The following is a 25,891-nucleotide window of genomic DNA, read 5'->3' on the forward strand; positions in this document are numbered from 1 at the left end:
ATGGGGGTCGCATGGCAGAATTTCGGCAAGAGGGGCAGGTGGGCGTCGAACGCCGGGCCATGCTCACAGGAACGATCGGCGCCGCAGCCATGCTGGGGCTGCAGGCCTGCGCGCCAGCCTCCGGTTCCCGTCCCGCGACCCTGCGGGCGCCGAGCCGCCGAACCGCACTCGTTCCCATCCGCATCAGCCGCGACCAATTGATCGACGTGAAATGCTGCATCCGCCCGCTGCGCGCCGCCGGGCCGAATCTGGACGTGGAGACGGTCGGCGATGCCCTCGTCATCCATAATTATGGCCATGGCGGCAGCGGCTGGTCGCTCTCCTGGGGCTCCGCCGACATCGCGGTCGGCAAGGCGCTCTCTGTCCTGCCGCGCGAGATTGTGGTGGTGGGGTGCGGGATTATCGGCCTGACCACGGCCGTGATGGCGCAGCGCGCCGGCCTCAAGGTCACGCTCTATGCGCGCGAATCCATCCAGCAAACCCGCTCGTTCCGCGCCAGCGGATCGTTCACCCCGGATAGCCGCATCGCCTTGGCCGAGCCCGCCGGCCCCGCCTTTGGCGAGCGGTGGGAACGCATGGCCCGCTTCTCATGGAAGGCCTTTCGCACCTATCTCGGTCTGCCGGGTCAGCCGGTGGAGTTCGGCGATTCCTACCAGCTTTCGGATACGCCGATCACCCGGCGGGAGTGGCCAGCCGACCCTGCAATCACGCAGAGCTTCGCGACGAGTGGGCGGCCACAGCAGAATTCCGAGTTCGGCCATTATAGCGAGCGCATTCGGGACATCGTGCCGCAGGCGCAGCCGCTGAGCGCCGAGGAGAACCCCTTCCCGCAACCCCATGTGCGGCGCAGTTCGCAGATGATCTTCAACTTCGCCAGCTATGCCCATGTCATGCTCGGCGAGTTCTTCGAGCGCGGCGGGCAGTTCGTGATGCGCGACTTCGCTCGCCCGGCGGACTATGCGGCACTGCCCCAGAAGGTCGTGATCAACTGCACGGGCTATGCCGCCCGCGACCTGTGGCAGGACAAGACCATCATCCCGGTGCGCGGCCAGACCGGCTGGCTCGTGCCGCAACCGGACGCCTTTTACAGCGTGCGCTATCGCAATGTTTCGCTCACCTCCAAGCGCGACGGGATCGTCGTGATGAACAATAACCCAGATGTGGGCGAGATGCTGGGCGTGGGCGACAGTATGGAATTGCCCAATTTCGCCGACATCGAGAAAGGTCTGGAGATCATGGCGCCCGTCTTCGCGCCCGGCTTCCAGGCACAGGGCTGACCGATGCTGCTGCGCACCGCCCCGCTCCTGGCCGCTGCCCTGACCGCCCTCGCCGCGATCGCCGCCACGCCACCTTCAGCCACCACGCGAGACGGCGTCTATACGGCCGCGCAGGCCGAGGCTGGCGCCCGCCTCTACGCCACGCGCTGCGCCATGTGCCACGGCCGGGCGCTGGAAGGCACGTTCGAGATTCCCGGCCTTGGCGATCGGTTCATGGCCCATTGGAGCAATGCCCCGCTCTCCAATCTGCATGATTATGTCGGCCGGGCCATGCCGCAATTCGCGCCCGGCTCGCTGACGCCGGACGACACGACGAACATCATCGCCTTTCTGCTGCAGGCCAATGGCCTGCCGGCCGGAAGCGCTGCGTTGCCCAGCGAGACCGGCGCTCTCGCGCGGATCACCGTCCAACCCGCAGATCTCAAGCTCACCGCCAGGGCTGTGCCCAGAACACAATAGGCACAGCCCTTTTTCTTTATGACGCACTGCAGCAAATTTGCCACAGATTCCAGGAAAATGCCTTGCGCGCCTGCGAGGCTTTGAGTTTGTCCTTTTTGCAATGCACCATTCATCAAATGAACCGTGCGCGCGTGAACCAAGGTCGATCGCCGTTGGAGTCGGATTGTCCCGGCTTCAGGACGCTGCGTCGCCACCGCCCGCGTCACCGGCAGATCGGCTGACCATGACGCGGCAGGATCTTCATCGCAGGGACACCGCTCCCATCGAGAAGATCGATGCCGCCGGCGTGCTGGAGACGCAACCGCCCCGGCTCGCCCACCTCGTCAAGCTCGGGCTTCTCGGGCTGGCCTTTGGGGGGATTTTCGTCGGCCTGCACATGGTGTCGGACAACGAAGATCGGCTGCTGCTGGAAACGCTCACCATCCTCGATCTTCTGGCGCTGAGCTTCCTGCTGCTGCTCGGCATTCGCCGCTGGCGGGAAGCGGCGGCCTACACGATCCGCGCCCAGCATCTGGTCAGTGAACTGGAGACGGCACGGCAGAGTGCGATCAGCGCGAACCTCGCCAAAAGCCGCTACCTTGCCAGCGTCAGTCACGAGATCCGCTCGCCGCTCAATGCCATCTATGGCTATGCGCAGCTGTTCGAGCGGGGCGATGGGGTCAACGCGCAGGAGGCGGCGCGGGTCATCCTGCGCTGCTCGGAGCATCTGACCAATCTGGTCGAGGGCTTGCTGGATATCTCGCAGCTCGAATTCGGGATGCTGCGCGTGCGCACCGAAGAGGTGCGCCTCAACAGCTTCCTCGACCATATCGTCTCGATGATGCGCCCCGCCGCTCACGCCAAGGGCCTCACGTTCACGCTGGAAAAGACCGGCCGCCTGCCGGAGATCGCCCGCTTCGACCAGAACCGGCTGCGCCAGGTGCTGATCAACCTGCTCTCCAATGCGATCAAGTTCACCCAGCAAGGCAGCGTGACGCTCAAAGTGGGTTATGCCGGGCAGATCGCCACCTTTGAGGTGAAGGACACCGGCCCGGGCATCGCGCCGGAAGACCTGCAGCGCATCTTCGAGCCATTCGAGCGCGGCGAGGGGCGGGAGTCCGGCGCCGGCCTCGGCCTCGCCATCTCGCGCACGCTGGTGGAGATTCTCGGCGGCCAGCTAGATTTGGTCAGCACGCCGGAAGGCGGCAGTTGCTTCCGCATCGTGATGATGCTGAGCGAGGTCGCCGGCAAGGCCCTCTCTTCGGCGCCCATGCGCAAGCTGACCGGCTATGAGGGCAAGCTCCGCCATGTCCTGCTGGTGGAGGACGATGCCGACCAGCGCCAGTTCCTCGAGCAGTTGCTGCGCGGGCTCGGCTTTCAGGTTGAGGCGCGGCCCGATGGGGAACAAGCGCTGCTTGCCGCGCGCGAGACGCCGCCGGACCTCGCCATTCTGGACATCAGCCTGCCCGGTCTATCCGGCTGGGAGATCGGCTGTGAGTTGCGCGCGATGTTCGGCGACCGGCTGCAAATCCTCATGCTCTCGGCCAATAGCGAGGAACTGCACCGGCCGGAGCATGACAGTCCGCAGCACGATCGTTTTCTCGTCAAGCCGGTGGAATTTGAATCGCTCGTCGGCGCGATTGGTGATCTGCTGCAACTGACCTGGCGCTGGCAGGACGATGCGCCGGATGTCGGCAGCGCCGGGCCGGATACGCCGTCCGCCCTGCAACCAGCGCCGGTTGCGCTCGACGACACCGCCCGCAAGCACATCGCCCGGATGCAGGAATGCCTGCGGATCGGGCACATTCGCGGGATCGAAACCGAGATCAAGCAGCTGGAGCGCGCCTCACCCGCCGCCGAGCCGCTCGTTCGCCAGCTTTACCAGCACCTCGACCGATACGACCTGACCGCCATGGCGCGCCTCTTACAGGATTACTGACATGATTGGCATTCCCGGACATTCGGACACCGTCCTGATCGTCGATGACGAGCCGGACACGCTGCGGATGCTGACCGCCGCGCTGGAGACAGCCGAGATTTCCGTACTGGTCGCGACCTCAGGCCATGTGGCGCTGGCCCAGCTGGGCAACATCATGCCCGACCTCATCCTGATGGATGCGGTGATGCCCGGCATGGACGGGTTCGAGACCACGCAGAAGATCAAGGCCAATCCCCAGCTCGCCAGCATCCCGATCATCTTCATGACCGGCTTGACGGAAAGCGAGCATGTGGTCGAAGCTTTCGAGGTCGGCGGCGTGGATTATGTCCGCAAGCCGGTGGACCTGCAGGAGCTGCTGGCCCGCGTGCGCGTGCATATGGCCCAGGGGCGTGCCGTCCATGCCAGCGTCGCCAGTCTCGATGCGACCGACCGGCTGATCCTCGCCACCGATGCCCGCGGTAGCCTTTTGTGGTGCACCCCACGTGCAGAACAGGCCATCTCGCGCGTCTCACCCGGCTGGCTGCGCAGTGAATCCGCGCTGCCGGAAGAAATCCGCAACCAGATCGAGAAGCTGCTGACCAAGGATGAGGGCGTCGCCGGCAATGCCGTGCGCGTGCGGCAGACCAAGGGCCAGGGCGAGCTGGAGATGCAGGTCATCGCCCATTATCGGGAGGATGAAGTGCTCATCCGCCTTAACGAGCTCAATCCCGAGCAGGATCTCGACCGTCTGCAGGAGCGCCTGCCGCTCACCCGGCGCGAGGCCGAGGTGCTGCTATGGGTGAGCTATGGCAAACCCAATCGCGTGATCAGCGATGTGCTGGAGATCAGCCCGCGTACCGTCACCAAGCATCTGGAGCGGATCTTCGACAAGCTGGGGGTGGAGACTCGCTCAGCCGCGGCGGCTGTCGCGATCCGCATGTTGGGCCAGTAGCGACTTCTTGCGCAGGGCGGGGGGAAGCCGCGGCGGCCGCATGTACGAGGCCTCCGGCGACGCGCCGCTGGACTTGCGCACCGCGATCGCCTCGATCTCGATCAGGTAGAGCGGGCCGACAAGCGCGGCGACCTGGAAAGTGGAGCGCGCAACGGTGTTGGGATTAGCCTGCGTGCCGAAGAACTGACGGAACCCCTCGTTAACGCCGGCGAAGTCCATCTTGCCGGTGCGCGGGTCCGCCGCGACGAACAGCGACAGCTTCACCAGATCGGACATCTTATAGCCCTGCGCCTCGAGCAGGCTCTTGATCTTGTTGAGGGTGCTGATCGTCTGGGCCTTGGTGTCGCCCATCTCCTCCAGCGTCTTGACCTCGCTCATCGGCTTGGCGGGATCGACCGGGGACGGCAGTTGGCCGGAGAGGTAGAAGGTCTCCATCCCCTCGCCGACGCGTACGCCATCCAGAATGATCGCGTTGGGATTGCCCTTGATCCGCGTGACCTCTGCCTGAGCGGGCGCGGCGGTCATCAGCAGCGCGGCGGCACCTGCCAGAACAGTCTTGGCCAACATGGCCTTGAGAGACATGCGACCCAGGTCGCGGCGAGCCGAATAAGCGCGTCTAATCATAGTGATGTTAGCTACGAATACCCCCCCCTCCGCCACCATACGACAAAATGCGTATGTCCGAATCCCGACCAGTCCGATCAGCTAGTCAGGCGCAAAAGAGCATATCACAGGGCGACGCGGGACGCTCGGCGCAACAACCATAACCCGCCGAAAAGACAGACAAAAAAGGAGAGCGCACCACGAGAACAAGGGGGACGTCTTCATGATCACGCGCAGAAATATTGCTGCCCTATTGCTCCTTACGAGCGCAGCCATTCCCGCCGCAGCCGTGGCGCAAACGGCCGAAACGCCGCAGGAGCCGCCGGCCGATGGCGGCGAGATCATCGTCACCGGCACCCGTTCCACTGGCATGATGGCCGCAGAGAGCGCCGCGCCGATCCAGTTGCTGAGCTCCTCCGCACTGGAAAAGGTGGGTCAGCCCAACCTCAACCAGGCCCTCACCCAGCTCGTGCCGAGCTTCCAGGCGCAGACGCAGGGCACCGACATGGCGAGCTTCTCGCTGTCGGCCCGCCTGCGCGGCCTCAGCCCCAACCACACGCTGGTGCTGGTCAACGGCAAGCGCCGCCACGGCAACTCTATCCTTCAGGTCATCAACGGCGCATTCGGCGGTTCCGCCGCGCCGAGCATCGACCTGATTCCGCCGGACATCGTTCAGCGCATCGAGGTCCTGCAGGACGGCGCCGCCGCGCAATATGGTTCGGACGCCATTGCCGGCGTGATCAACATCATCCTCAAGTCGGACACCTATGGCGGCGCGGTGAAGTTCAACGCCGGCCAATATTATGACGGCGAAGGCACGACCTACAGCGCGAGCGGCAATTTCGGCATGCCGATCGGCGACAGCGGCTTCCTGGACCTGTCGCTCTTCCATCGCCGCAATGACTGGACAACGGTCGGTGACGGTCAGTTCTCGGTGCGGAACTATGACGGAACGACCGTCACCAACGTTTCGACCGCCTTCAAGCCCCTGCTCGATGCCTGCAATGCCAAAAATTGCACCGCCGGCATTAACGGTGGCCAGCCGGCGTCGCAACTGACCCTTGGCTTCTATAACTTCGGCTATGATTTCGGTGGCGTTGAGCTCTACTCGTTCGGCAACATCTCCTATCGTCATGGTGACGCCCTGCAGGGCTATCGCCATCCGACCCGCCTGTGCCGCACCACCGCCGGCGCCGCGACGACCACGGACCCGACCAACTGCTTCGGCACCAGCGCCCAGACCGGCCTCGTCCCGCATATCGAGGTGAAGCAGGACGAATTCCAGTTCACCACCGGCCTGCGCGGCGAGATCAGCGGCTGGGACTGGGATCTGGCCGGCAGCTATTCGGAAGACGTCGCGAAGGTCTACACCACCAATTCGGCCAACGCGTCGCTGTTTGTCGCGACCGGCCAGTCGCCATCCGACTTCTATGACGGCAGCTTCAAGTTCACCCAGTTCGTCGGCACCCTCGATCTTCGCAAGGAGTTCGACGTGGGCTTCGAGGATCCGCTGAATTTCGCCATCGGTGCAGAATATCGCAAGGAAACCTATGCCATTGGCGCCGGCGACGCGCTGTCGCGCTATGTCGAGGGTGGCCAGTCCTTCCCCGGCTATGCTCTCAGCGATGCCGGCACACTCTCGCGCAACGCCAAGGCGGCCTATATCGACGTCGCCGTCAACCCGGTGCCCGACTGGACCGTGGATGTCGCCGGCCGCTATGAGCATTACAGCGACTTCGGCGACACGACGATCGGCAAGATCACGACGCGCTACGACTTCTCGCCGGCCTTCGCGATCCGCGGGACGGCCAGCACGGGCTTCCGCGCACCTTCGCTGCAGGAATCCGGCTACTCGGCCACGAACGTCGGGCCGACCTCTGCCACGCTGCAACTTGCGCCCAGTTCGCCGGGATCGGCCAGCGCCGGGTTCGGCGCGCTCAGTCCGGAAAAGTCGGTCAACTTCTCTGCCGGTATCGTGCTCCGCCCGATCTCGCGCTTGACGATCACGCTGGATGGCTATCTCATCAAGATCAAGGACCGCATCGTGTCCTCGGGCAGCATCACCGGCCAGCAGTTCGTCAACCTGACGTCGCCGCCGCAACGTGTCGGTATCGACACGCCGGCCGCGCTGATCAATGGCCTGACGCCCTATGACCTCGTGATCAACGCCATCAATGCCAGCGGCAAGCAGCTCGACCCGACCGTGCGGACGAACGGTTCGCTCGCGATCCAGACCTTCACCAACGGCATCGATACCCGGACTATGGGCCTGGAACTCGCCGCGCGTTATCCGGTCGATCTGCCCTTCGGTAACATCGATTTCTCGATCGGCGGCAACTACAACCTCACCAAGGTCACGAAGAACAAGCTGGGCACCCTGTTCGGCCCAACCTCCGAGCAGATCATCGAGAAGGCCAGCCCGGCCTTCAAGGGCAACTTCAGCGCCCTGTTCACCAGCGGCAAGTTCACCGCCAATGCCCGCGTGAATTACTACAGCAAGACCAATCAGTTCGTGCAGCCCAACAGCACATCGGCCAACGGCAATGCGAGCCGTGGCATCGCTGCCCTGCCCGCGCCGATCCTGCTGTCGAACAACCAGCGTTACTACAATGCCGAGGTGGCGCCGGCCGCGATCGTCGATCTGGAGTTCAGCTACGAGATCACCAAGTTCGCCAACCTCGCGATCGGCGCGAACAACCTGTTCGACAAGATGCCGGAGGTACCGGCGCTCGTTGGAAACTACGATCCCGCGACGTGGCCGACGACCGGCGTCTCGCCCTACATCAACAACGGCGGCACGTTCAACGCGCCCTATACCTTCGGTCCCTACGGGTCGAACGGCGGATATTACTACGCCCGCCTGACGCTCAAGTTCTGATCGAACAAGGCGAGCCACTTTACACCAACTGTATCTGGACGAGGAGAATGACATTGAAGAAGAACGGCATCACCGCCGCCATGTTGTCAGGAGCGCTGCTTGCAGCGCTCCCCTCGGCCGCCGGCGCGCAGACCGTCGAGCGCACCTATGGCGCGCCGAACTCCCCCATCGCCTCGCTGGCCTTCGTACCGGCGGGCGCGAACATCATGTTCGTCTCCGGCACCACACCCTCGCCGGTCGATCCGGCCAAGCCGGAAGAACTGGGCGATACCAAAGCGCAGACGCTCAGCATCCTCACCAAGATGAAGGCGTCGCTGGAAGCCAAGGGCTTTTCCATGGGCGACATCGTCAAGATGACGGTTTTCCTCGTCGGCACCCCGGAGACGGGCGGCCGCATGGACTCAGCCGGGATGAACGAGGTGTTCCGCACCTTCTTCGGCACGGCGGAACAACCCAACAAGCCCACCCGCTCGACCATCCAGGTCGCCGCGCTGGGCCGCCCGACCATGTATGTGGAGATCGAGGCCATCGCGGCGAAAATGCCGTGAGGGTCGAGGGAGGCGCATCGGGGGATCGCGCCTCCCTTTTCCACCGGGCACCGGCATCAAAGGACAAGCAAGGATGACGACATCACTGCGGCCGACCCGGCGGGATATGCTGGCGATGATCGGCAAGGTCGGCGGCACGGTCGCGCTCTATCAAGCGATGACAGCGCTGGGCCATGCGGCGGAATCGCAATTCACCGGCCCGCCCCAGCTCACCGGCGCGCCCAAGGGCAAGAAGGTGCTGATCCTCGGCGCCGGCCTTGCGGGTCTCGTCGCTGCCTATGAGTTGCAGCGCGCGGGCTATGCCGTCGAAATACTCGAATATCAGGATCGCCCCGGCGGCCGGAACTACTCGGTGCGTGGTGGCGACAAGGTCGTGGAAGTCGGCGGAGTCTCGCAGACCTGCGCCTTCCAACCCGGCAATTACCTCAATCCCGGCCCGTGGCGCATTCCGCACCATCACCGCTCGCTCCTGCATTATTGCAAGACGCTGGGCGTGGCGATGGAGCCGTTCATCCAGCTCGATCACAATGCGTTCGTCCACAACAGCAAGGCTTTCGACGGCAAGCCGCAACGCTACAAGGAGCTGGCGGTCGATTTCAAAGGCCATGTCTCGGACCTGCTCGGCAAGGCGCTCAACGCAGGCGCGCTGAATGACGCGGTGACCAAGGAAGATCAGGAAAAGCTGCTCGAATCCCTGCGCGACTTTGGCCTGCTCGACGGCGACCTCAATTTCACCAGCAGCCTGCGCGTCTCCGGACAGCGCGGCTATGATCGCGCGCCGGGCGGCGGCGTCAACGGCGCGCCCACACCCTCGAAGATCAACAGCCTGTCCGACGTACTCTCGTCCGACATCTGGGCGCATATGAGCTTCTTCTTCAACAATGTGATGCAGACCACCATGTTCCAGCCCAAGGGCGGCATGGACATGATCGGCAAGGCCTTCGCCCGCGCCGTCGGTCCGGTGGTCCAGCTCAACACCAAGGTCACCCGCATCACGCAGGACGACAAGGGCGTCACCGCTTATTGGCAGGATATCCCCAGCGGCAAGACCGGCCAGAGCAGCGCCGACTGGTGCGTGAACACCATCCCCCTGCCCGTGCTCAGCCAGCTCGACATGCAGGTCGGTGCACCACTCAAGGCCGCGATGCGCGCCGTGCCCTATAGCGGGCAGGTGAAGATCGGCCTGGAGATGCGTCGCCGCTTCTGGGAAGAAGATGACGCCATCTATGGCGGGCACAGCTTCACCGATCAGACCATCGGGCTGATCTCCTACCCCAATGACAGGATGTTCGGCAGCGGCCCGGCCGTGCTGCTCGGCGCCTTCGCCCGTGATGCCGGCGGGTTCCAGCTTGCCGGCATGACGCCCGCCCAGCGCATCGAGATGGCGCTGGCGCAGGGCTCGGTGTTCCACCCGGCCGCCTATCGCAAGGAGTTCATGAACGGCACCTCCGTCGCCTGGAGCCGACTGCCCTGGATTCTGGGCTGCACCTCGCGCTGGTCGGACGACGCGCGCGCCGCGCATTACCAGAACCTCGTCGCGATGGATGGCCGCATCGTCCTCGCGGGCGAACATGCCTCTTATTACGGCGGCTGGATGGAGGGTTCGCTCCTCTCCGCGCTCGACGCCATCACCCGTATCCACCAGCGCGCCACCGGAGCCTGACGCCATGACCCTCAAAACCGCCGCCGCGCTCGCTCTGGCGGGCGCTCTCCTCGCCGCCACGGTGGCTGTCCGCGCGCAGGATGCGCCAGGCGGCGGGCCGACCAGCGTGGACATCTCCAATGAGGGCAAGGAGGTCTATGAGATGATCTGCCAGGCCTGCCACATGGCGGATGGCAAGGGCGGCGCCGGGGCCGGCGCGGCGATCCCGGCCATCGCGGGCAACGCCAACCTCGCCGACAAGGACTTCATCGCCACGATCCTGGTCAAGGGGCGCGGCGGCATGCCCTGGTTCACGGACATGCTCACGCCCGAGCAGATGGCCGCCGTCGCGACCTACGCGCGCAGCCATTTCAACAATTATCCCGATCCCGTCACGGCCGCCGACGTCAAGCGCGTCATCGCCGCGAACGGATCGTCGACGCGCGATTGCAGCACGTGCTGAGCCGTGGGGACGGCCCGGTACTTTTGGGGGACATGAGCATGACCGAATTTACGGCTCCGACACGGCGTGACCTGCTGGCGATGATTGGCAAGGCGGGCGGCGCCATGGCCATGTATCAGGCCATGACCGCCTTTGGCCATGCCGCCGAAACCCAGTTCACCGGCCCGCCCAAGCTCTCCGGCGCGCCCAAGGGAGCCAAGGTGCTGGTACTCGGCGCGGGCCTGGCCGGCATGCTCGCCGCCTATGAGCTGCGCAAGGCCGGCTATGCCGTGCAGATCCTCGAATATCAGAACCGCCCCGGCGGGCGGAACTACTCGATCCGCGGCGGCGACAAGGTGGTCGAGGTCGGCGGCACGACGCAGACCTGCGAATTCCAGCCGGGCAATTACCTCAACCCCGGCCCGTGGCGCATCCCGCACCATCACCGCACCCTGCTCCATTACACCAAGGCCTTCGGTGTCGAGCTGGAGCCGTTCATCCAGCTCAATCACAATGCCTGGGTCCACAACAGCAAGGCGTTCGGCGGCAAGCCCCAGCGCTACAAGGAGCTGGCCGTCGATTATAAGGGCCATGTCTCCGAGCTGCTCGGCAAGGCGCTGAATGCCGGCGCGCTCGATCAGAAGGTTACCAAGGAGGACAAGGAGAAGCTGGTCGAGGCCTTGCGCGAATGGGGCCTGCTCGATGGCGACCTGAATTACACCAGCGGCCTGCGTGCCTCCGGCCAGCGCGGCTATGATCGCGCGCCCGGCGGCGGCGTCAACGGCGCGCCGACGCCCTCCAAGATCAACGATCTGGGCGATGTGCTCGATTCCGGCGTGTGGCAGCAGATGAGCTTCTTCTTCACCAATGTGATGCAGACGACGATGTTCCAGCCCAAGGGCGGCATGGACATGATCGGCAAGGGCTTTGCCAAGCAGGTCGGCGACCTGATCACCTACAATGCCAAGGTGACGAAGATCGCGCAGGGCGAGAAAGGCGTCACCGTCTCCTGGCAGGACCTGACCTCCAGCGCCATGCACGAGGCCAAGGCGGATTATTGCGTCTGCACAATTCCGCTGGGTGTGCTCAATCAGCTCGAGCTGCAGGCGAGCGCGCCGCTCAAGGCCGCCATCGCCGCCGTGCCTTATAGCGGCCAAGTCAAGATCGGCCTGGAGATGCGCAGCCGCTTCTGGGAAGAGAAAGACGCGATCTATGGCGGCCACAGCTTTACCGACCAGCAGATTTCGCTGATTTCCTACCCGAACTTCGACTTTTTTGCTGACAAGCCGGCTGTCCTGCTCGGCGCGTTTGCGAGCGGCGCCGGCGGCTATGCGCTGGCCGGCATGACGCCGCAGCAGCGCATCGAAACGGCGCTGGCGCAGGGATCGGTGTTCCACCCCGAGGACTATCGCAAGCAGTTCATGAACGGCGTCTCTCTCGCCTGGAGCCGCACGCCCTGGATCATGGGATGCTGTGCCACCTGGTCGGAGGCGGCGCGCGCGCAGCACTACCAGAATCTGGTCGCCATGGATGGCCGCATCGTCCTCGCGGGCGAGCATGCGTCTTATTATGGCTGCTGGATGGAGGGCGCTCTGCTCTCCTCGCTGGACGCCATTGAGCGACTGCACAAAAAAGCAGTGGCTGGCTGATCGAAACTGGGGCAAAGTAGACAAAATCTACTATCGATATGGATGACGCCGTGGACCTTCTAAACCGGCTGCCGGGCGCCGCCGGGCATCCTCTCTCCTCGTGGCGGCAGGGCACCCTGCTGATCGGGCTCGCGCTTCTCGCGGCATGCGGCAAGGGCGAGACCGAGCAGAAGCGGCAGCCGCCCCTGGTATCGGCGACAAAACCTGCCACCCACGTCTTCCGGGACGAGATCCAGGCTGTCGGCACCGCGCGCGCCAATGAGCAGGTGACGCTTGCCGCCAATGTGACCGAGCGGATCGAGCGGCTGATGTTCGATGACGGCATGTTCGTCCGGTCCGGCCAGTTGCTGGCGGTGCTTTCCAACGCGCAGGAACAGGCAGCATTGGCTGGTGCCCGCGCCAGCGCCACCGAGGCCGCCTCGCAGCTCGACCGCGTCAACAGCCTGTATGAGCAGGGCTTCGCTACGCGCGCGCTGCTCGATCAGCAGCGCGCCGCCTTGAGTGAGGCCCGGGCCAGTCAGGATGGCATCAAGGCCCAGCTTGGCGACCGCCTGATCCGCGCGCCCTTCTCGGGCTATCTCTCGCTCCGCACCATCTCCGAGGGCGCCATCGTCAACAGCGGCACGCCTTTGGTAACGATCAGCGACCTGTCGCGCATCAAGCTGGATTTCACCGTGCCGGAAACGCAGCTTGGCGCCTTGCGCATCGGCCAGCCGATCCGGGCCTCCTCCTCGGCCTATCCCGATGATGTGCTGCAGGGCACGATCAGCACCATCGATCCGGTCATCGATCCGGCAAGCCGCGCCGTCATGGTCCGGGCGACGCTCCCCAATCCGGGCGCGCGGATCAAGCCCGGCATGTTGCTGACCGTCCGCATCGAGACCGGGCAGCGCACCGCGCTCGCCGTGCCGGAGACTGCGGTGCTGAGCCAGGGTGACAGGCGCTATGTCTACACGCTCGACAAGGACCGCAAGGCCAAGCGGATGGACGTGCGCACCGGGCTGCGGGACAATGGGCTGATGGAAGTGAGCGGCCTGCCGCAGGATGCGCTGGTCGTCTCCGAAGGCGTGGTGAAAGTGGCGGAAGGCCGGCCCGTGCGTCTGGCCGAGGTCGAAAGCAGCAATAGCGCGCAGACCGAAGAGATCGCGCCCAAGGGCGCCGCGACGCCGGAAGCGCGGCCATGATCCTTTCGGATATTTCGGTGCGGCGGCCAGTGGTCGCCGCCGTGATGTCCCTGCTGCTCGCGATCATCGGCTTCGTCGGCTTCATGAACCTGTCCGTGCGCGAATATCCGGACACCGACCCGCCCATCGTCTCGGTCGAAACGCGCTACACTGGCGCCAATGCCAGCGTGATCGAGAACCGCATCACCCAGCCGCTGGAGCAGCGGCTTGCCGGCATCGAGGGGATCGAGACGATCAGCTCGACCTCGCGCGACGGCACCTCCAGCATCGTGATCGAATTCCGCGCCGGACGCGATGTCGATGCGGCCGCCAACGACGTGCGCGATCGTGTCGCCGGCGGCGCGGCTGACCGTCCGGACGACGCCCTGCCGCCGGAAGTGCGCAAGGTCGATTCCGATTCCCAGCCGATCATCTTCTTTGCCGTGATGGCGCCGGGCTGGGACCGCACCAAGCTTGGCGATTTCGTCTCGCGCGTCGTGGTTGACCGACTCTCGACCATCGATGGCGTGGCGCAGATCGTCGAACTTGGCATGGCCAAGCCCGCCATGCGCGTGTGGCTCAATGCCGATCGCCTGGCGGCCTTTCGGCTGACGCCGGGCGATGTCGAGGCCGCGCTGCGCCGACAGAATGTCGAGCTGCCCGCCGGGCGGATCGAGGCGGAGGCGCAAAACCTCTCGCTCCGCGTCCAGCGCGACTTCACCACGCCGCAGGACTTTGCCCAGTTGGTCATCGGCCGGGGCAGCGATGGCTATCAGGTCCGCCTGGGCGATGTCGCGCGCATCGAGGAAGGGCCGGAAAATCCCTATTCGATCTTCCGCTACAATGGCGAAACCGGGGTGGGCCTGGGGATCGTTCGCCAGTCAGGCGCCAACACGCTGGCGGTGGCGCAAGCCGCCAAGGCTGCGGTTGCGGATCTGAGCAAGAACCTGCCTGAGGGCGTCGAGATCCGCATGGGCGGCGACAGCACCATGTTCATCGACGAGGCCATTCGCGGCGTGTGGCACACCATCTTCGAGGCGGCACTGCTCGTCACCATCGTGGTGTTCTTCTTCCTCGGCAGCCTCCGCGCGACATTGGTGCCGATGATCACCGTGCCGATCTGCCTGCTGACGACCTTCGGCGTGCTGTGGCTGGCCGGCTATTCGATCAACCTGCTCACCTTGCTGGCGCTGGTGTTGGCTATCGGCCTTGTGGTCGACGATGCCATCGTCGTCCTCGAGAATGTGTATCATCGTATTGAGGAAGGCGAAGACCCGCTCTTTGCCGCCTTTTACGGTGCGCGGCAGGTCGGCTTTGCCGTCGTCGCTTCCACCATGGTGGTGTGCGCCGTGTTCGTGCCGGTGATGTTCCTCTCCGGCCAGGCCGGCTCGCTGTTCCGCGAACTGGCGGTGGCGATGATCGCGGCGGTGGGCGTCTCGGGCTTCCTCGCTCTCACGCTGACGCCGATGATGTGCTCTAAGCTGCTCAAGGGCAGCGCGCGCGGCCGCCTGACCGCGAAGATCGACCGGTTGATGGAGCGGACGGAAAACGGCTATCGCAACGCGCTCGGCTCGGTGCTCCGCCGCCCCCTGCCGGTGATCGTCGCGTCCGTACTGCTGATTGCCGGCAGCGCGGTGCTGTTTCGCAGCCTGGATTCCGAACTCGCCCCGGCGGAGGACACCGGCGTGATCCAGGTCCGCCTCAACAGCCCGGAAGGGACGGGCTTTGCGCAGGCCGACAAATATCTGCACCAGGCCGAAACGTTGGTCCTGCCCATGGTCGCCGAGGATGGCCCGGTGCGCGGGATGAACGCCCGCATCGGCGGTTTCGGTGGCGGCACCGACGATTTCAACAGCAGCAGCCTCTCGGTGTTCATGAAGCATTGGGACGAGCGCAAGGAAAGCTCGCAGAGCGTCGCGCAGGAGGTCAACAAGCGACTGGCAGGCCTGCCCTCCGTGCGCGGCAACGCCACCGTCACCAACCGCCTTTCGCGCGGCGGCCAGCCGATCAGCTTCGTGATCGCCGGCACCAGCTATGAGGATCTGGCCGTCGCCCGCGACCGCATATTGGATGCGGCGCGCGACAACCCCGGCATTGTCAATCTCGACGCCGATTATGTCGAGAACAAGCCGCAACTGCTGATCGAGATCGACCATCAGCGGGCCGGTGACCTCGGCATTTCCGTCAATGACATCAGCCAGGCGCTGCAGACGATGATGGGGTCGCGCCGCACGTCGACTTATGTGCGCGACGGCGAGGAATATTATGTCGTCCTGCAGGCGGAATCCTTCAATCGCGACGATGAGGCATCGCTGGCGAAAGTCTATGTCCGCGCCGCCGGCGGCGCACTGGTGCCGCTCTCCAACTTGCTGATCGTCAAGCAGGCGGCGACGGCGCGCGAGCTGGGCCGCTTTAACAAGATGCGCGCCATTACGCTCAGCGGCGGTCTGGCCGAAGGCTATTCTCTCGGGCGCGCACTCGACTTTCTCAATGAGCAGGCGCGCCAGTCGCCGGAAGTGACCGCCGTGGGCTATAAGGGTGAGAGCCGCAGCTTCATGCAGACCGGCACCTCGATCTGGATCGCCTTCGGCTTTACCGTGGTGGTGATCTACCTGCTGCTCTCCGCCCAGTTCGAAAGCTTCGTCCACCCGCTGGTGATCATTTCCGCTGTGCCGCTGGGCGCCGCGGGCGGCATTATTGGCTTGGCGGTGACGGGAACGAGCATCAACCTGTTCAGCCAGATCGGCATGATCATGTTGGTCGGCCTTGCCGTGAAGAACGGCATTCTGATTGTGGAATATGCCAATCAATTGCGCGACGAAGGCCGGGATTTTCTGGTGGCGATCAGCGATGCCTCCGTCCGCCGCCTCCGGCCGATCCTGATGACCTCCATCGCCACCGTCGCGGGCGCCATTCCGCTGGCAATCGGCGGGGGTGCCGGCGCGCATGCCCGCTCGTCCATCGGCTGGGTGATCGTGTTCGGCGTCAGCATCGCGACGGCCATCACCCTGTTCGTGGTGCCTTTGCTCTACAGCCGGTTCGCGCGGGGCACATCCTCCCCCCAGACCGTCACCCGCCGCCTGCGTGCGCTGATGGGCAAGAACGGCAAGCCTGATGGGACCGCTCAGCCGGCGGAATGATCGGGCCCCGCTAGCCGGCCACGCCAGCGATCTGCGCAACACCCCAAACGCAAACGGCGCGCCACTCGATGACCGAGGGCGCGCCGCTCAACGACGAAGAGATCGTGATGGATCAGTCCATGGTCGCCATGCGCGCATTGCTGTTGGACAGCTGCGCGATGCGGGTCTCGCTGACCTGCTTCATCGACTTGCGGCACTTGAAGTCCGGCGCCAGATCGGCGTTCACGCGGTTGCCCGGGTTGCAGGCAGCAGCGATTTCACGAGCGACGCGACCGCGGAACTGATCGACGCTCTCGGCATCGGCGAAGTTCACGCCGTCCGTGGAGACGCGCACTTCGACATTTTCACGGGGCTTGGCGAATCCGGCGCTCGAACCGACGAGCAGACCAGCCGCGACGAGGGCGGCGGCAACGATTTTCATGTCTGTTACTCCTGCAAACTCAATTTTTCTTTTCGGTAACTCTTGATGAAGTCAGGCTCGTGACGCTCACAAGGAGCGGTCCTCAACCTGTCCAGCGTTCTTGAGTGCGCTTACCGTCCAGATAGGTCTGCGGGCGTTCACGGACAAGGCAAAATCGTCGCTGCGCCGCAGAATTCAGCCATTTTTTGATGTTGCACGGCAGGAAAGCTATGCGCCCCTTGCAATGTCGCAGTACGCCAGGAGACAAGTTTTCGCGTGGCGCTCAGCTCGCGGAAGTCACGCCGGCGGCGTTGTTCGATGGATTGCGCAAAATCGCGGCCACGTTCCAACCACGCGCGGTGCGATCATCCGCCATCAAGTCAAATTTCGGAATATTGTGGCTTACGTTCAAAAGTTTACGCCCGTAATCGACCGATAGTTGGATCACCCTGCAAAGTCGGTCGCGTTGCCTTGACCATAGCCGTGCCCACCGGCGGTCTCGACGATGCCGGCCCGGACTAGACAGCGGACAGCCGAGATCACCGGTGCGTTGTGCATTTATGTGCAACTTTTTCTTACGCTGCATGGGCGAAATAAGCCGGCGAAATTATTTTTGCGGGCCACGCCATATTCGACCCCATATGGCGTCATTCGCCCGGATGATGCGCTCGTCGCTCGCGATTTGCGCCGCCGTTTGTCGAGTCGCGCATCCACCCGGTTGTTTTGGATGACGGCCTGATGCAAGGGAGAGGAGAACCGCAAACGCGGACAGACAGGCCCTCGGGGCAAGGACGACGGAACAGAGTCATGATAGCGACTGACAAGCCGATTGTGTTGTTTGGGGGTGGTGGTTTCGTCGGCCGCCACGTGGCGCAGGAGCTGCTGGCGAAGGGCTATCGCCTGCGCATCGCCCAGCGCGATCCGCGCCAGGCCTTTGCGCTGCGCACGCTGGGCGGCATGGGCCAGATCCAGTTTGCGGCCGTGGACATCACCCGCGCCGATCAGGTCGCCGCGGCCCTCACGGGCGCATCCGCCGCAGTCAACTTCGTCGGCCTGCTGACCGGCGATATGCACGCCGCGCATGTGGTGGGCGCACAGACCATATCCGAGGCTGCGGCGGCGGCGCGCCTTGAGGCGCTGGTTCACGTCTCCGCCATTGGCGCGGACGCCGCCAGTGCGTCTGCCTATGGGCGGACCAAGGCCGAGGGTGAGGCGGCAGTGCGCAGCGCCTTCCCGCGCGCGACCATCGTGCGGCCCTCGATCCTGTTCGGGCAGGACGACCAGTTCACCAACCGCTTTGCCCGCCTGATCGCCTCGGGATCGACCCTGCCCGGCCAGATCGTCCCGGTGATCCGTGGCGAGACGCGCTTTCAGCCGGTGCACGTGGTCGATGTCGCCCGCGCCATCGCGCAGGCCGCGACTCAGCCCGAGGATCATGCTGGTCAGACCTATGAGCTGGGCGGCCCGGACACGCTCTCCCTGCGCCAGATCAACAACTGGATCGCGGCCGAGATCGGTCGCCCGTGCAGCTTCCTGCCCATCCCCGACGGTGTGGCCAAGGCACTGGCCATGCTGACCGGCTGGGCACCGGGCGCGCCGATCACGCGTGACCAGTTCGAGATGCTGCTGAGCGACAATGTCGTTGCGCGGGGCGCGGCGGGCTTCGAGCGGTTCGGCATCACCCCAGCCCCGATGGCGGCGATTGCGCCGGCATGGCTGGAGCAATATCGCAAGCAAGGGCGGTTCGGCGTCACGGCACGGGCCTGACGACCATCCGTCGGGGGCAATGGCGCTCGCGGCGCGCCCCTGCCCGCCCGCGTCAGACACCCGCCTCGTTTCAAGGATTGCGCCCGCATGGATAGCAACGTTTTCACCGCCATTCTGCTGGGCATATTGGAAGGGCTGACCGAGTTTCTGCCCGTCTCCTCGACAGGCCACCTCATTCTGGCGAGCGAGTTGCTGGGCTTTACCGGCGAATCGTCGGTGACGTTCAAGATCGCCATCCAGTTCGGTGCCATTCTCGCTGTGATGGCTGTCTACTGGCAGCGCTTCTGGGGCGTGGGCACGGGCCTGCTGAAGGGCCGGCCGGACGATATCGCCTTCACGCGCAACGTGTTCCTCGGCTTTGCGCCGGCGCTGGTCATCGGCGTCCTCGCCTATGACGCGGTGCGCGCCGCTATCCAGACCCCGATGATCGTGGCGGTCGCCCTCATCATCGGCGGCATTCTGATGCTGGTGCTGGAGCGGATGGTGAAGACCGTGCGGGTCAAGTCGGTGGAGACCATGCCGTTTACCACCGCGCTCGGCATCGGACTGGTGCAGTGCATCGCGATGATACCGGGCGTAAGCCGGTCCGGCGCGACCATTTTGGGGGCGCTGACCATGGGCGTCGACCGCAAGACGGCAGCGGAATACAGCTTCTTCCTCGCCGTCCCCACGATGCTTGCAGCGACCGTCTATGCGCTGTGGAAAGATCGCGCGCTGCTCAACGCCGACGATCTGGGGATGATCGCCATCGGTTTCGGCATGGCATTCCTCACTGCGCTGTTCGTCGTGAAGGGCTTTGTCGCCGTCGTGACCCGCTACGGTTTCAAGCCTTTTGCCTGGTACCGAATCATAGCCGGGTCGATTGCGCTGATCGCCCTTTTGATGCGGTAGGACCGGATCGGACCTATAAGGGGTTTAGATAACCTGTCCAAACCCTAAAAAATGGCCGTGCGCCACATTATAGGTCAGCAACACTGACCTTAATGTTGAGAAACGCGTGACTTCCGCGATTGTCGTCCCTATGTGCGGCGCCGAAAGGAAGGACCCCGCCCATGGCCGAGAATCCGATGCTCAAATTCGTCATTCGCCCGCAATCCTATCCGGAGAAGCGGTCCGCGAACGAACGCGCGCATGACTTCCATGAGATTTCGGACGGGTTCGAAACGCCCAAGGCCGAGGATCAGGCCGCGCGCTGCTCGCAGTGCGGCGTGCCCTATTGCTCGGTCCACTGCCCGCTGCACAACCACATCCCGGACTGGCTGCGCCTGACCGCGGAAGGTCGGCTGCGCGAGGCCTATGAGCTCTCCAACATGACCTCCACCATGCCCGAGATCTGCGGCCGCATCTGCCCGCAGGACCGGCTGTGCGAGGGCAACTGCGTCATCGAGTTTTCCGGCCATGGCGCCGTCACCATCGGCTCGGTCGAGAAGTTCATCACCGATACCGCCTGGGAAGAAGGCTGGGTCGAGCCGGTGCAGGTCGGCAAGGCGACCGGCTTCTCGGTCGGGATCATCGGCGCTGGCCCCGGTGGCCTCACCACGGCGGAATATCTGCGCGCGGCGGGGCATGAGGTGCATGTCTACGATCGTCACGATCGCGCCGGCGGCCTGCTGACCTATGGCATCCCCGGCTTCAAGCTGGAGAAAGAGGTCGTCATGCGCCGCGTCAAGCGGCTGGAGGATGCCGGCATCCACTTCCACATGGGCTTCGAGGTCGGCAAGGACGCCTCGCTGGCCGAGCTGCGCGAGCGGCATGACGCGCTCCTGATCGCAACCGGCGTCTACAAGGCGCGCGACATCAAGGCGCCCGGCGTCGGGACCACCGGCGTGGTCAAGGCGCTCGATTTCCTCACCGCCTCTAACAAGGCCGGCTTTGGGGATCATGTCCCCGCCCATGAGGATGGCTCGCTGCTCGCTACTGGCAAGGATGTCGTGGTGATCGGCGGCGGCGATACCGCCATGGACTGCGTGCGCACCTCGATCCGCCAGGGCGCCAAGTCAGTGCGCTGCCTCTACCGCCGCGACCGGGAGAACATGCCCGGCTCGCAGCGCGAGGTGCAGAATGCCGAGGAGGAAGGCGTCGAGTTCGTCTGGCTCTCCGCCCCCGTCGCCTTCGAAGGCACGGAGAAGGTCACCGGCGTGAAGATGACGCGCATGCGCCTCGGCCAGCCGGACGCTTCCGGCCGCCGCGCGCCGGAGCCGGAGCCGGGCAGCGAGACCAGCATTCCCGCCGATCTCGTCATCAAGGCGCTGGGCTATGACCCCGAGGATCTGCCGGTGCTGTTCGGCGAGCCGGGCCTCGCCGTCACCCGCTGGGGCACGCTGCGCGTCGACCATCGCAACATGATGACCAGCGTCGATGGCGTGTTCGCCGCCGGCGACATCGTGCGCGGCGCCAGCCTCGTCGTCTGGGCCATCCGCGATGGGCGCGACGTGGCTGACCATATGCACAGCTATCTGCGTGCGCGGACGCCCAAGAAGCAGGCGGTCGCCGCATGACCGAGATCAATCGCAACTCCGCAGTTGAAAGAACAACCACCATGGTTCCTGAAACCGAACGCGACCGGATCGCCCGTGAGGGCATGTATCGCCCTGAATTCGAGGGGGACGCCTGTGGTGTCGGCCTCGTCGCGGCGACGGATGGCAAGGCCTCGCGCCGTGTGGTCGAAAGCGCCATCGATGCGCTCAAGGCCGTGTGGCACCGCGGTGCTGTCGATGCCGATGGCAAGACCGGCGACGGTGCCGGCATCCATGTCGATCTGCCGGTGCGCTTTTTCGACGATGCCATTTCCGCCTCCGGCCACAAGCCGCTGCCCAACCGCCTTGCCGTCGGCATGATCTTCCTGCCGCGCACGGACCTGGGGGCGCAGGAGACCTGCCGCACGCTGGTCGAGGCCGAGATCATCCAGGCGGGCTACCGCATCTATGGCTGGCGGCAGGTGCCCGTCGATGTCTCCGTCATCGGCGAGAAGGCGCAGCGCACCCGCCCCGAGATCGAGCAGATCCTCATCTCCGGCCCGATGCCCGAGGAGCAGGACGTCGCCGAGTTCGAGCGCGATCTCTATCTCGTGCGTCGCCGCATCGAGAAGAAGGTGATCGAGGCGCAGATCAACGACTTCTACGTCTGCTCGCTCTCCTGCCAGTCGATCATCTACAAGGGCCTGTTCCTCGCGGAATCGCTCTCGGTCTTCTATCCGGACCTCACCGACGAGCGGTTCGAGAGCCGCGTGGCGATCTTCCACCAGCGTTACTCCACCAACACCTTCCCGCAGTGGTGGCTGGCCCAGCCCTTCCGCTCGCTGGCCCATAATGGCGAGATCAACACGATCCGCGGCAACAAGAACTGGATGAAGAGCCACGAGATCAAGATGGCGGCGCTCGCCTTTGGCGAGCAGTCCGGCGACATCAAGCCGGTGATCCCGGCGGGTGCGTCCGACACCGCCGCGCTCGACGCCGTGTTCGAGACGCTGTGCCGCGCCGGCCGTGATGCGCCGACCGCGAAGATCATGCTCGTGCCCGAGGCATGGCAGCACAATGACGATGTGCCGCAGGCCCACCAGAACATGTACAACTATCTCGCCTCCGTGATGGAGCCGTGGGATGGCCCGGCCGCGCTCGCCATGACCGACGGCCGCTGGGCCGTGGCCGGCATGGACCGCAACGCCCTGCGTCCGCTGCGCTACACGCTCACCTCCGACAATCTGCTGATCGTCGGCTCGGAGACGGGCATGGTCGTGGTGCCGGAAACCACCGTCGTCAAGAAGGGCCGCCTCGGCCCCGGCCAGATGATTGCCGTCGATCTTGATGCCGGCCAGGTCTATGACGACCGCGCCATCAAGGACCGGATTGCCGGCGAGCGCCCCTATGCAGATTATGTGAAGGGCTTCCGCACGGCGGACGACCTCCCCGCCGCTGCCAATGACGCGCGCCCGCAGTGGGACCGCGCCGAGCTGGCGCGCCGTCAGGTCGCCGCCAACCTCACCATGGAGGACATGGAGCTGATCCTCAGCCCCATGGCCGAGGATGGCAAGGAAGCGGTCGGCTCGATGGGCGATGATGCGCCACTCGCGGTGATCACCGAGAAGCCGCGCACGATCAGCCACTTCTTCCGCCAGAACTTCAGCCAGGTGACCAACCCGCCCATCGATTCGCTGCGTGAGCGGCATGTGATGAGCCTGAAGACGCGCTATTCGAACCTCGCCAATATTCTGGAGGAAGACCGCCAGAACAGCGAGGTAATGATCCTCGAATCGCCAGTGCTGCTGTGCGACGACTGGTCGCGGCTGAAGCGCTATTTCGGCAAGACGGTGGCGGAAATCGACTGCACCTTCCCGGCCGATGGCCCGCCGGATGCCCTGCGCGCGGCCATCAACCGCATTCGCGACGAGGCGGAAATCGCCGTACGCGCCGGCCAGACCGAGCTATTCCTCTCCGATGAAGCCATCGGGCCGGACCGCGTCGGCATCGCCATGATCCTCGCGGCGGCGGCGGTTCACACCCACCTCGTCCGCAAGGGCCTGCGCTCCTACGCGTCGATCAACGTGCGCACCGCCGAATGTCTGGACACGCATTATTTCGCGGTCCTGATCGGCGTGGGCGCCACGGCGGTGAACGCCTATCTTGCCGAAGCCTGCATCGCCGACCGCCATGCGCGCGGCCTGCTGGGCGACCGCAGCCTGGAGGCGTGCCTCGAGAACTTCCGCACAGCGATCAACGAGGGCCTGCTCAAGATCATGAGCAAGATGGGCATCGCGGTGATCTCCAGCTATCGCGGCGGTTACAACTTCGAGGCAGTGGGTCTTTCGCGCGCCATCGTGAACGATCTGTTCCCGAACATGCCCTCGAAGATCTCCGGCGAGGGCTATGCCTCGCTGCAGTATAACGCGCTCGTCCGCCATGAGGCGGCGTTCAGCAAGGCCGTCGCCACGCTGCCGATCGGCGGTTTCTACCGTCACCGGGCGGGCGGCGATGCCCATGCCTATTCGGCGCAGCTCATGCACCTGCTGCAAACCTCGGTGAACACGGACAGCTACTCGACCTACCTGCAATTCTCGCGGGGCGTCTCGGAGCTGCCGCCGGTCTATCTGCGCGATCTGCTGGAGTTCAACTATCCCGATCAGGCCGTGCCGATCGACGAGGTCGAGGCGATCACCGAGATCCGCAAGCGCTTCGTCACCCCCGGCATGTCGCTGGGCGCGCTCTCACCCGAGGCGCATGAGACGCTGGCCATCGCCATGAACCGGATCGGCGCCAAGGCCGTCTCCGGCGAGGGCGGCGAGGATCGCTCGCGCTTCCAGCCCTATGAGAATGGCGACAACGCCAATTCGAGCATCAAGCAGATCGCCTCCGGTCGCTTTGGCGTTCACGCCGAATATCTGGGCGCCTGCGAAGAGATCGAGATCAAGGTCGCGCAGGGCGCCAAGCCCGGCGAAGGCGGCCAGTTGCCCGGCTTCAAGGTCACCGAGTTCATCGCCAAGCTGCGCCACTCGACGCCCGGCGTGACGCTGATCTCGCCGCCGCCGCATCACGACATCTACTCGATCGAGGATCTGGCGCAGCTCATCTACGACCTCAAGCAGATCAACCCGCGTGCGCGGGTCTGCGTGAAGCTGGTGAGCCAGGCGGGCATCGGCACGGTCGCGGCGGGTGTCGCCAAGGCGCATGCCGACGTCATCCTCGTGTCCGGCAATGTCGGCGGCACCGGTGCCTCGCCGCAGACCAGCATCAAGTTTGCCGGGTTGCCGTGGGAAATGGGCCTGGCTGAGACCAATCAGGTGCTCACGCTGAACGGCCTGCGCCACAAGGTGAAGCTGCGCACGGACGGCGGCCTCAAGACCGGCCGCGACATCGTGATCGCCGCGATCCTGGGCGCCGAGGAATTCGGCATCGGGACGCTGAGCCTCGTCGCCATGGGCTGCATCATGGTCCGCCAATGCCACTCGAACACCTGCCCGGTGGGCGTGTGCGTGCAGGACGAGCGCCTGCGCGCCAAGTTCACCGGCACGCCGGAGAAGGTCATCAACCTGATGACCTTCATCGCCGAGGAAGTGCGCGAGATCCTGGCGCGTCTGGGCTATCGCAGCCTGGATGAGGTGATCGGCCGTACAGAACTGCTCAAGCAGGTCAGCCGTGGCGCCGAGCATCTGGACGATCTGGACCTCAACCCGATCCTCGCGAAGGTGGATGCGGACGACGACAAGCGCCGCTTCAACCTGCCGACTTGGCGCAACGAAGTGCCGGACAGCCTGGATGCGCAGATGATCGCGGATGCGCAGGCGGTGTTCGAGCGTGGCGAGAAGATGCAGCTCACCTACACGGTGCGCAACACGCACCGCGCCGTGGGCACGCGCTTCTCGGCGCTGATCACCAAGAAGTTCGGCATGTCCACCCTGCAGGATGGGCACGTCCATGTCCGTCTGCGCGGCACGGCCGGCCAGTCGCTGGGCGCCTTCCTGTGCAAGGGCATCACGCTGGAAGTGTTCGGCGATGCCAACGACTATGTCGGCAAGGGTCTCTCGGGCGGCATCATCGCCGTGCGGCCGATGGTCTCCAGCCCGCTGGCGAGCCAAGAGAACACGATCATCGGCAACACGGTGCTCTACGGTTCCACCGCCGGCAAGCTGTTCGCGGCCGGCCAGGCCGGCGAGCGCTTCGCGGTCCGCAACTCCGGCGCGCAGGTCGTTGTCGAGGGCTGCGGCGCCAATGGCTGCGAATATATGACCGGCGGCACCGCCGTGATCCTCGGCAAGGTCGGCGCCAATTTCGGCGCGGGCATGACCGGCGGCATGGCCTTCATCTACGATGAGAGCCGCACCTTCCCGGCCCATGCCAATGCCGAGAGCATCGTCTGGCAGCGGCTGGACAGCGCCCATTGGGAAGGCGTGCTGAAGGATCTGGTCGAGGAGCATGTCGCGCGCACGGACAGCGACTGGGCCAAGTCCATCCTGCACAGCTGGGAGCGCAATCGCGATCACTTCTGGCAGGTTTGCCCGAAGGAAATGCTCAGCCGCCTCAAGCAGCCGCTGTCCGACAAGCAAGAGGTCGTCGCGGCGGAATGAAGACAAGACCCCCGGTG

18 protein-coding genes are annotated in these 25,891 nt (G+C 64.8%); 15 read left to right on the forward strand and 3 right to left on the reverse strand.

The window, feature by feature from the left end; all coding sequences use genetic code 11:
• Positions 1-11: 11 nt before the first annotated feature.
• The 4 genes from M2333_RS10405 to M2333_RS10420 all read left to right on the forward strand — a co-directional run bounded on the left by M2333_RS10405 (position 12) and on the right by M2333_RS10420 (position 4,585).
• The gene (locus M2333_RS10405) at positions 12-1,277 is read left to right on the forward strand and encodes an FAD-dependent oxidoreductase (RefSeq protein WP_264611702.1); all 1,266 of its coding nucleotides are present in this window, start codon (positions 12-14) and stop codon (positions 1,275-1,277) included.
• A gap of 3 nt (positions 1,278-1,280) precedes the next feature.
• The gene (locus tag M2333_RS10410; RefSeq protein WP_264584308.1) at positions 1,281-1,736 is read left to right on the forward strand and encodes a c-type cytochrome; all 456 of its coding nucleotides are present in this window, start codon (positions 1,281-1,283) and stop codon (positions 1,734-1,736) included.
• 223 nt (positions 1,737-1,959) lie between these two features.
• Entirely contained in the window at positions 1,960-3,654 is a 1,695-nt protein-coding gene (locus tag M2333_RS10415) for a hybrid sensor histidine kinase/response regulator (protein WP_264611703.1), read from the forward strand.
• A gap of 1 nt (position 3,655) precedes the next feature.
• Complete coding sequence (locus tag M2333_RS10420) at positions 3,656-4,585, forward strand: DNA-binding response regulator (protein ID WP_181558759.1); 930 nt, start codon at positions 3,656-3,658, stop codon at positions 4,583-4,585.
• Here the strand turns inward: M2333_RS10420 and M2333_RS10425 are convergent.
• The gene (locus tag M2333_RS10425) at positions 4,544-5,152 is read right to left on the reverse strand and encodes a RidA family protein (RefSeq protein WP_264574489.1); all 609 of its coding nucleotides are present in this window, start codon (positions 5,150-5,152) and stop codon (positions 4,544-4,546) included. The two genes, M2333_RS10420 and M2333_RS10425, sit on opposite strands and share 42 nt — an antisense overlap.
• A 259-nt stretch (positions 5,153-5,411) precedes the next feature.
• On the opposite strand from M2333_RS10425, the gene M2333_RS10430 reads away from it, so the two are divergent.
• The 7 genes from M2333_RS10430 to M2333_RS10460 all read left to right on the forward strand — a co-directional run bounded on the left by M2333_RS10430 (position 5,412) and on the right by M2333_RS10460 (position 16,650).
• Positions 5,412-8,066 (forward strand): TonB-dependent receptor plug domain-containing protein, encoded by a 2,655-nt coding sequence (locus M2333_RS10430; RefSeq protein WP_264586601.1) that lies wholly within the window; start codon positions 5,412-5,414, stop codon positions 8,064-8,066.
• A 47-nt stretch (positions 8,067-8,113) separates the two neighbouring features.
• Complete coding sequence (locus M2333_RS10435; RefSeq protein ID WP_264611704.1) at positions 8,114-8,614, forward strand: Rid family hydrolase; 501 nt, start codon at positions 8,114-8,116, stop codon at positions 8,612-8,614.
• Between the two features lie 73 nt (positions 8,615-8,687).
• Complete coding sequence (locus M2333_RS10440; RefSeq protein WP_264611705.1) at positions 8,688-10,277, forward strand: flavin monoamine oxidase family protein; 1,590 nt, start codon at positions 8,688-8,690, stop codon at positions 10,275-10,277.
• A gap of 4 nt (positions 10,278-10,281) precedes the next feature.
• Positions 10,282-10,719: a c-type cytochrome gene (locus M2333_RS10445; protein ID WP_264576522.1), complete on the forward strand. Its 438-nt coding sequence runs from the start codon at positions 10,282-10,284 to the stop codon at positions 10,717-10,719.
• A 38-nt stretch (positions 10,720-10,757) separates the two neighbouring features.
• Entirely contained in the window at positions 10,758-12,347 is a 1,590-nt protein-coding gene (locus tag M2333_RS10450) for a flavin monoamine oxidase family protein (RefSeq protein ID WP_264611706.1), read from the forward strand.
• Between the two features lie 116 nt (positions 12,348-12,463).
• Positions 12,464-13,531: an efflux RND transporter periplasmic adaptor subunit gene (locus M2333_RS10455; protein WP_264572365.1), complete on the forward strand. Its 1,068-nt coding sequence runs from the start codon at positions 12,464-12,466 to the stop codon at positions 13,529-13,531.
• Entirely contained in the window at positions 13,528-16,650 is a 3,123-nt protein-coding gene (locus M2333_RS10460) for an efflux RND transporter permease subunit (protein WP_264611707.1), read from the forward strand. The genes M2333_RS10455 and M2333_RS10460 overlap by 4 nt, the downstream gene beginning before the upstream one ends.
• Before the next feature lie 112 nt (positions 16,651-16,762).
• Here M2333_RS10460 and M2333_RS10465 read toward each other — a convergent pair whose 3' ends face one another.
• Positions 16,763-17,071, reverse strand: coding sequence for a UrcA family protein (locus M2333_RS10465; protein WP_264572066.1), 309 nt, complete (start codon positions 17,069-17,071; stop codon positions 16,763-16,765).
• Between the two features lie 137 nt (positions 17,072-17,208).
• Positions 17,209-17,400 (reverse strand): hypothetical protein, encoded by a 192-nt coding sequence (locus M2333_RS10470; protein WP_264611708.1) that lies wholly within the window; start codon positions 17,398-17,400, stop codon positions 17,209-17,211.
• Between the two features lie 457 nt (positions 17,401-17,857).
• Between M2333_RS10470 and M2333_RS10475 the strand changes: the two genes are divergently transcribed.
• From M2333_RS10475 to gltB, 4 genes are all read left to right on the forward strand, one after another.
• The gene (locus M2333_RS10475; protein WP_264611709.1) at positions 17,858-18,817 is read left to right on the forward strand and encodes a complex I NDUFA9 subunit family protein; all 960 of its coding nucleotides are present in this window, start codon (positions 17,858-17,860) and stop codon (positions 18,815-18,817) included.
• A gap of 87 nt (positions 18,818-18,904) precedes the next feature.
• Positions 18,905-19,708, forward strand: a complete 804-nt coding sequence (locus tag M2333_RS10480; protein ID WP_264611710.1) for an undecaprenyl-diphosphate phosphatase — start codon at positions 18,905-18,907, stop codon at positions 19,706-19,708.
• 161 nt (positions 19,709-19,869) lie between these two features.
• Positions 19,870-21,315: an NAD(P)-dependent oxidoreductase gene (locus tag M2333_RS10485; protein ID WP_264611711.1), complete on the forward strand. Its 1,446-nt coding sequence runs from the start codon at positions 19,870-19,872 to the stop codon at positions 21,313-21,315.
• A 41-nt stretch (positions 21,316-21,356) separates the two neighbouring features.
• On the forward strand, positions 21,357-25,874 hold the full coding sequence (gene gltB / locus M2333_RS10490) for a glutamate synthase large subunit (RefSeq protein WP_264611712.1): 4,518 nt from the start codon (positions 21,357-21,359) through the stop codon (positions 25,872-25,874).
• Positions 25,875-25,891: the final 17 nt, after the last annotated feature.

Source organism: Sphingobium sp. B11D3B, from assembly GCF_025961735.1.
Taxonomy (GTDB): domain Bacteria; phylum Pseudomonadota; class Alphaproteobacteria; order Sphingomonadales; family Sphingomonadaceae; genus Sphingobium.

What these genes read in the sequence shown, in the direction of transcription:
- M2333_RS10405 (WP_264611702.1), top strand. Translation starts at nt 12, where the DNA reads ATGGCAGAATTTCGGCAAGAGGGGCAGGTGGGCGTCGAACGCCGGGCC.
- M2333_RS10410 (WP_264584308.1), top strand. Translation starts at nt 1,281, where the DNA reads ATGCTGCTGCGCACCGCCCCGCTCCTGGCCGCTGCCCTGACCGCCCTC.
- M2333_RS10415 (WP_264611703.1), top strand. Translation starts at nt 1,960, where the DNA reads ATGACGCGGCAGGATCTTCATCGCAGGGACACCGCTCCCATCGAGAAG.
- M2333_RS10420 (WP_181558759.1), top strand. Translation starts at nt 3,656, where the DNA reads ATGATTGGCATTCCCGGACATTCGGACACCGTCCTGATCGTCGATGAC.
- M2333_RS10425 (WP_264574489.1), bottom strand. Translation starts at nt 5,152, where the DNA reads ATGTTGGCCAAGACTGTTCTGGCAGGTGCCGCCGCGCTGCTGATGACC.
- M2333_RS10430 (WP_264586601.1), top strand. Translation starts at nt 5,412, where the DNA reads ATGATCACGCGCAGAAATATTGCTGCCCTATTGCTCCTTACGAGCGCA.
- M2333_RS10435 (WP_264611704.1), top strand. Translation starts at nt 8,114, where the DNA reads ATGACATTGAAGAAGAACGGCATCACCGCCGCCATGTTGTCAGGAGCG.
- M2333_RS10440 (WP_264611705.1), top strand. Translation starts at nt 8,688, where the DNA reads ATGACGACATCACTGCGGCCGACCCGGCGGGATATGCTGGCGATGATC.
- M2333_RS10445 (WP_264576522.1), top strand. Translation starts at nt 10,282, where the DNA reads ATGACCCTCAAAACCGCCGCCGCGCTCGCTCTGGCGGGCGCTCTCCTC.
- M2333_RS10450 (WP_264611706.1), top strand. Translation starts at nt 10,758, where the DNA reads ATGACCGAATTTACGGCTCCGACACGGCGTGACCTGCTGGCGATGATT.
- M2333_RS10460 (WP_264611707.1), top strand. Translation starts at nt 13,528, where the DNA reads ATGATCCTTTCGGATATTTCGGTGCGGCGGCCAGTGGTCGCCGCCGTG.
- M2333_RS10465 (WP_264572066.1), bottom strand. Translation starts at nt 17,071, where the DNA reads ATGAAAATCGTTGCCGCCGCCCTCGTCGCGGCTGGTCTGCTCGTCGGT.
- M2333_RS10475 (WP_264611709.1), top strand. Translation starts at nt 17,858, where the DNA reads ATGATAGCGACTGACAAGCCGATTGTGTTGTTTGGGGGTGGTGGTTTC.
- M2333_RS10480 (WP_264611710.1), top strand. Translation starts at nt 18,905, where the DNA reads ATGGATAGCAACGTTTTCACCGCCATTCTGCTGGGCATATTGGAAGGG.
- M2333_RS10485 (WP_264611711.1), top strand. Translation starts at nt 19,870, where the DNA reads ATGGCCGAGAATCCGATGCTCAAATTCGTCATTCGCCCGCAATCCTAT.
- gltB (WP_264611712.1), top strand. Translation starts at nt 21,357, where the DNA reads ATGGTTCCTGAAACCGAACGCGACCGGATCGCCCGTGAGGGCATGTAT.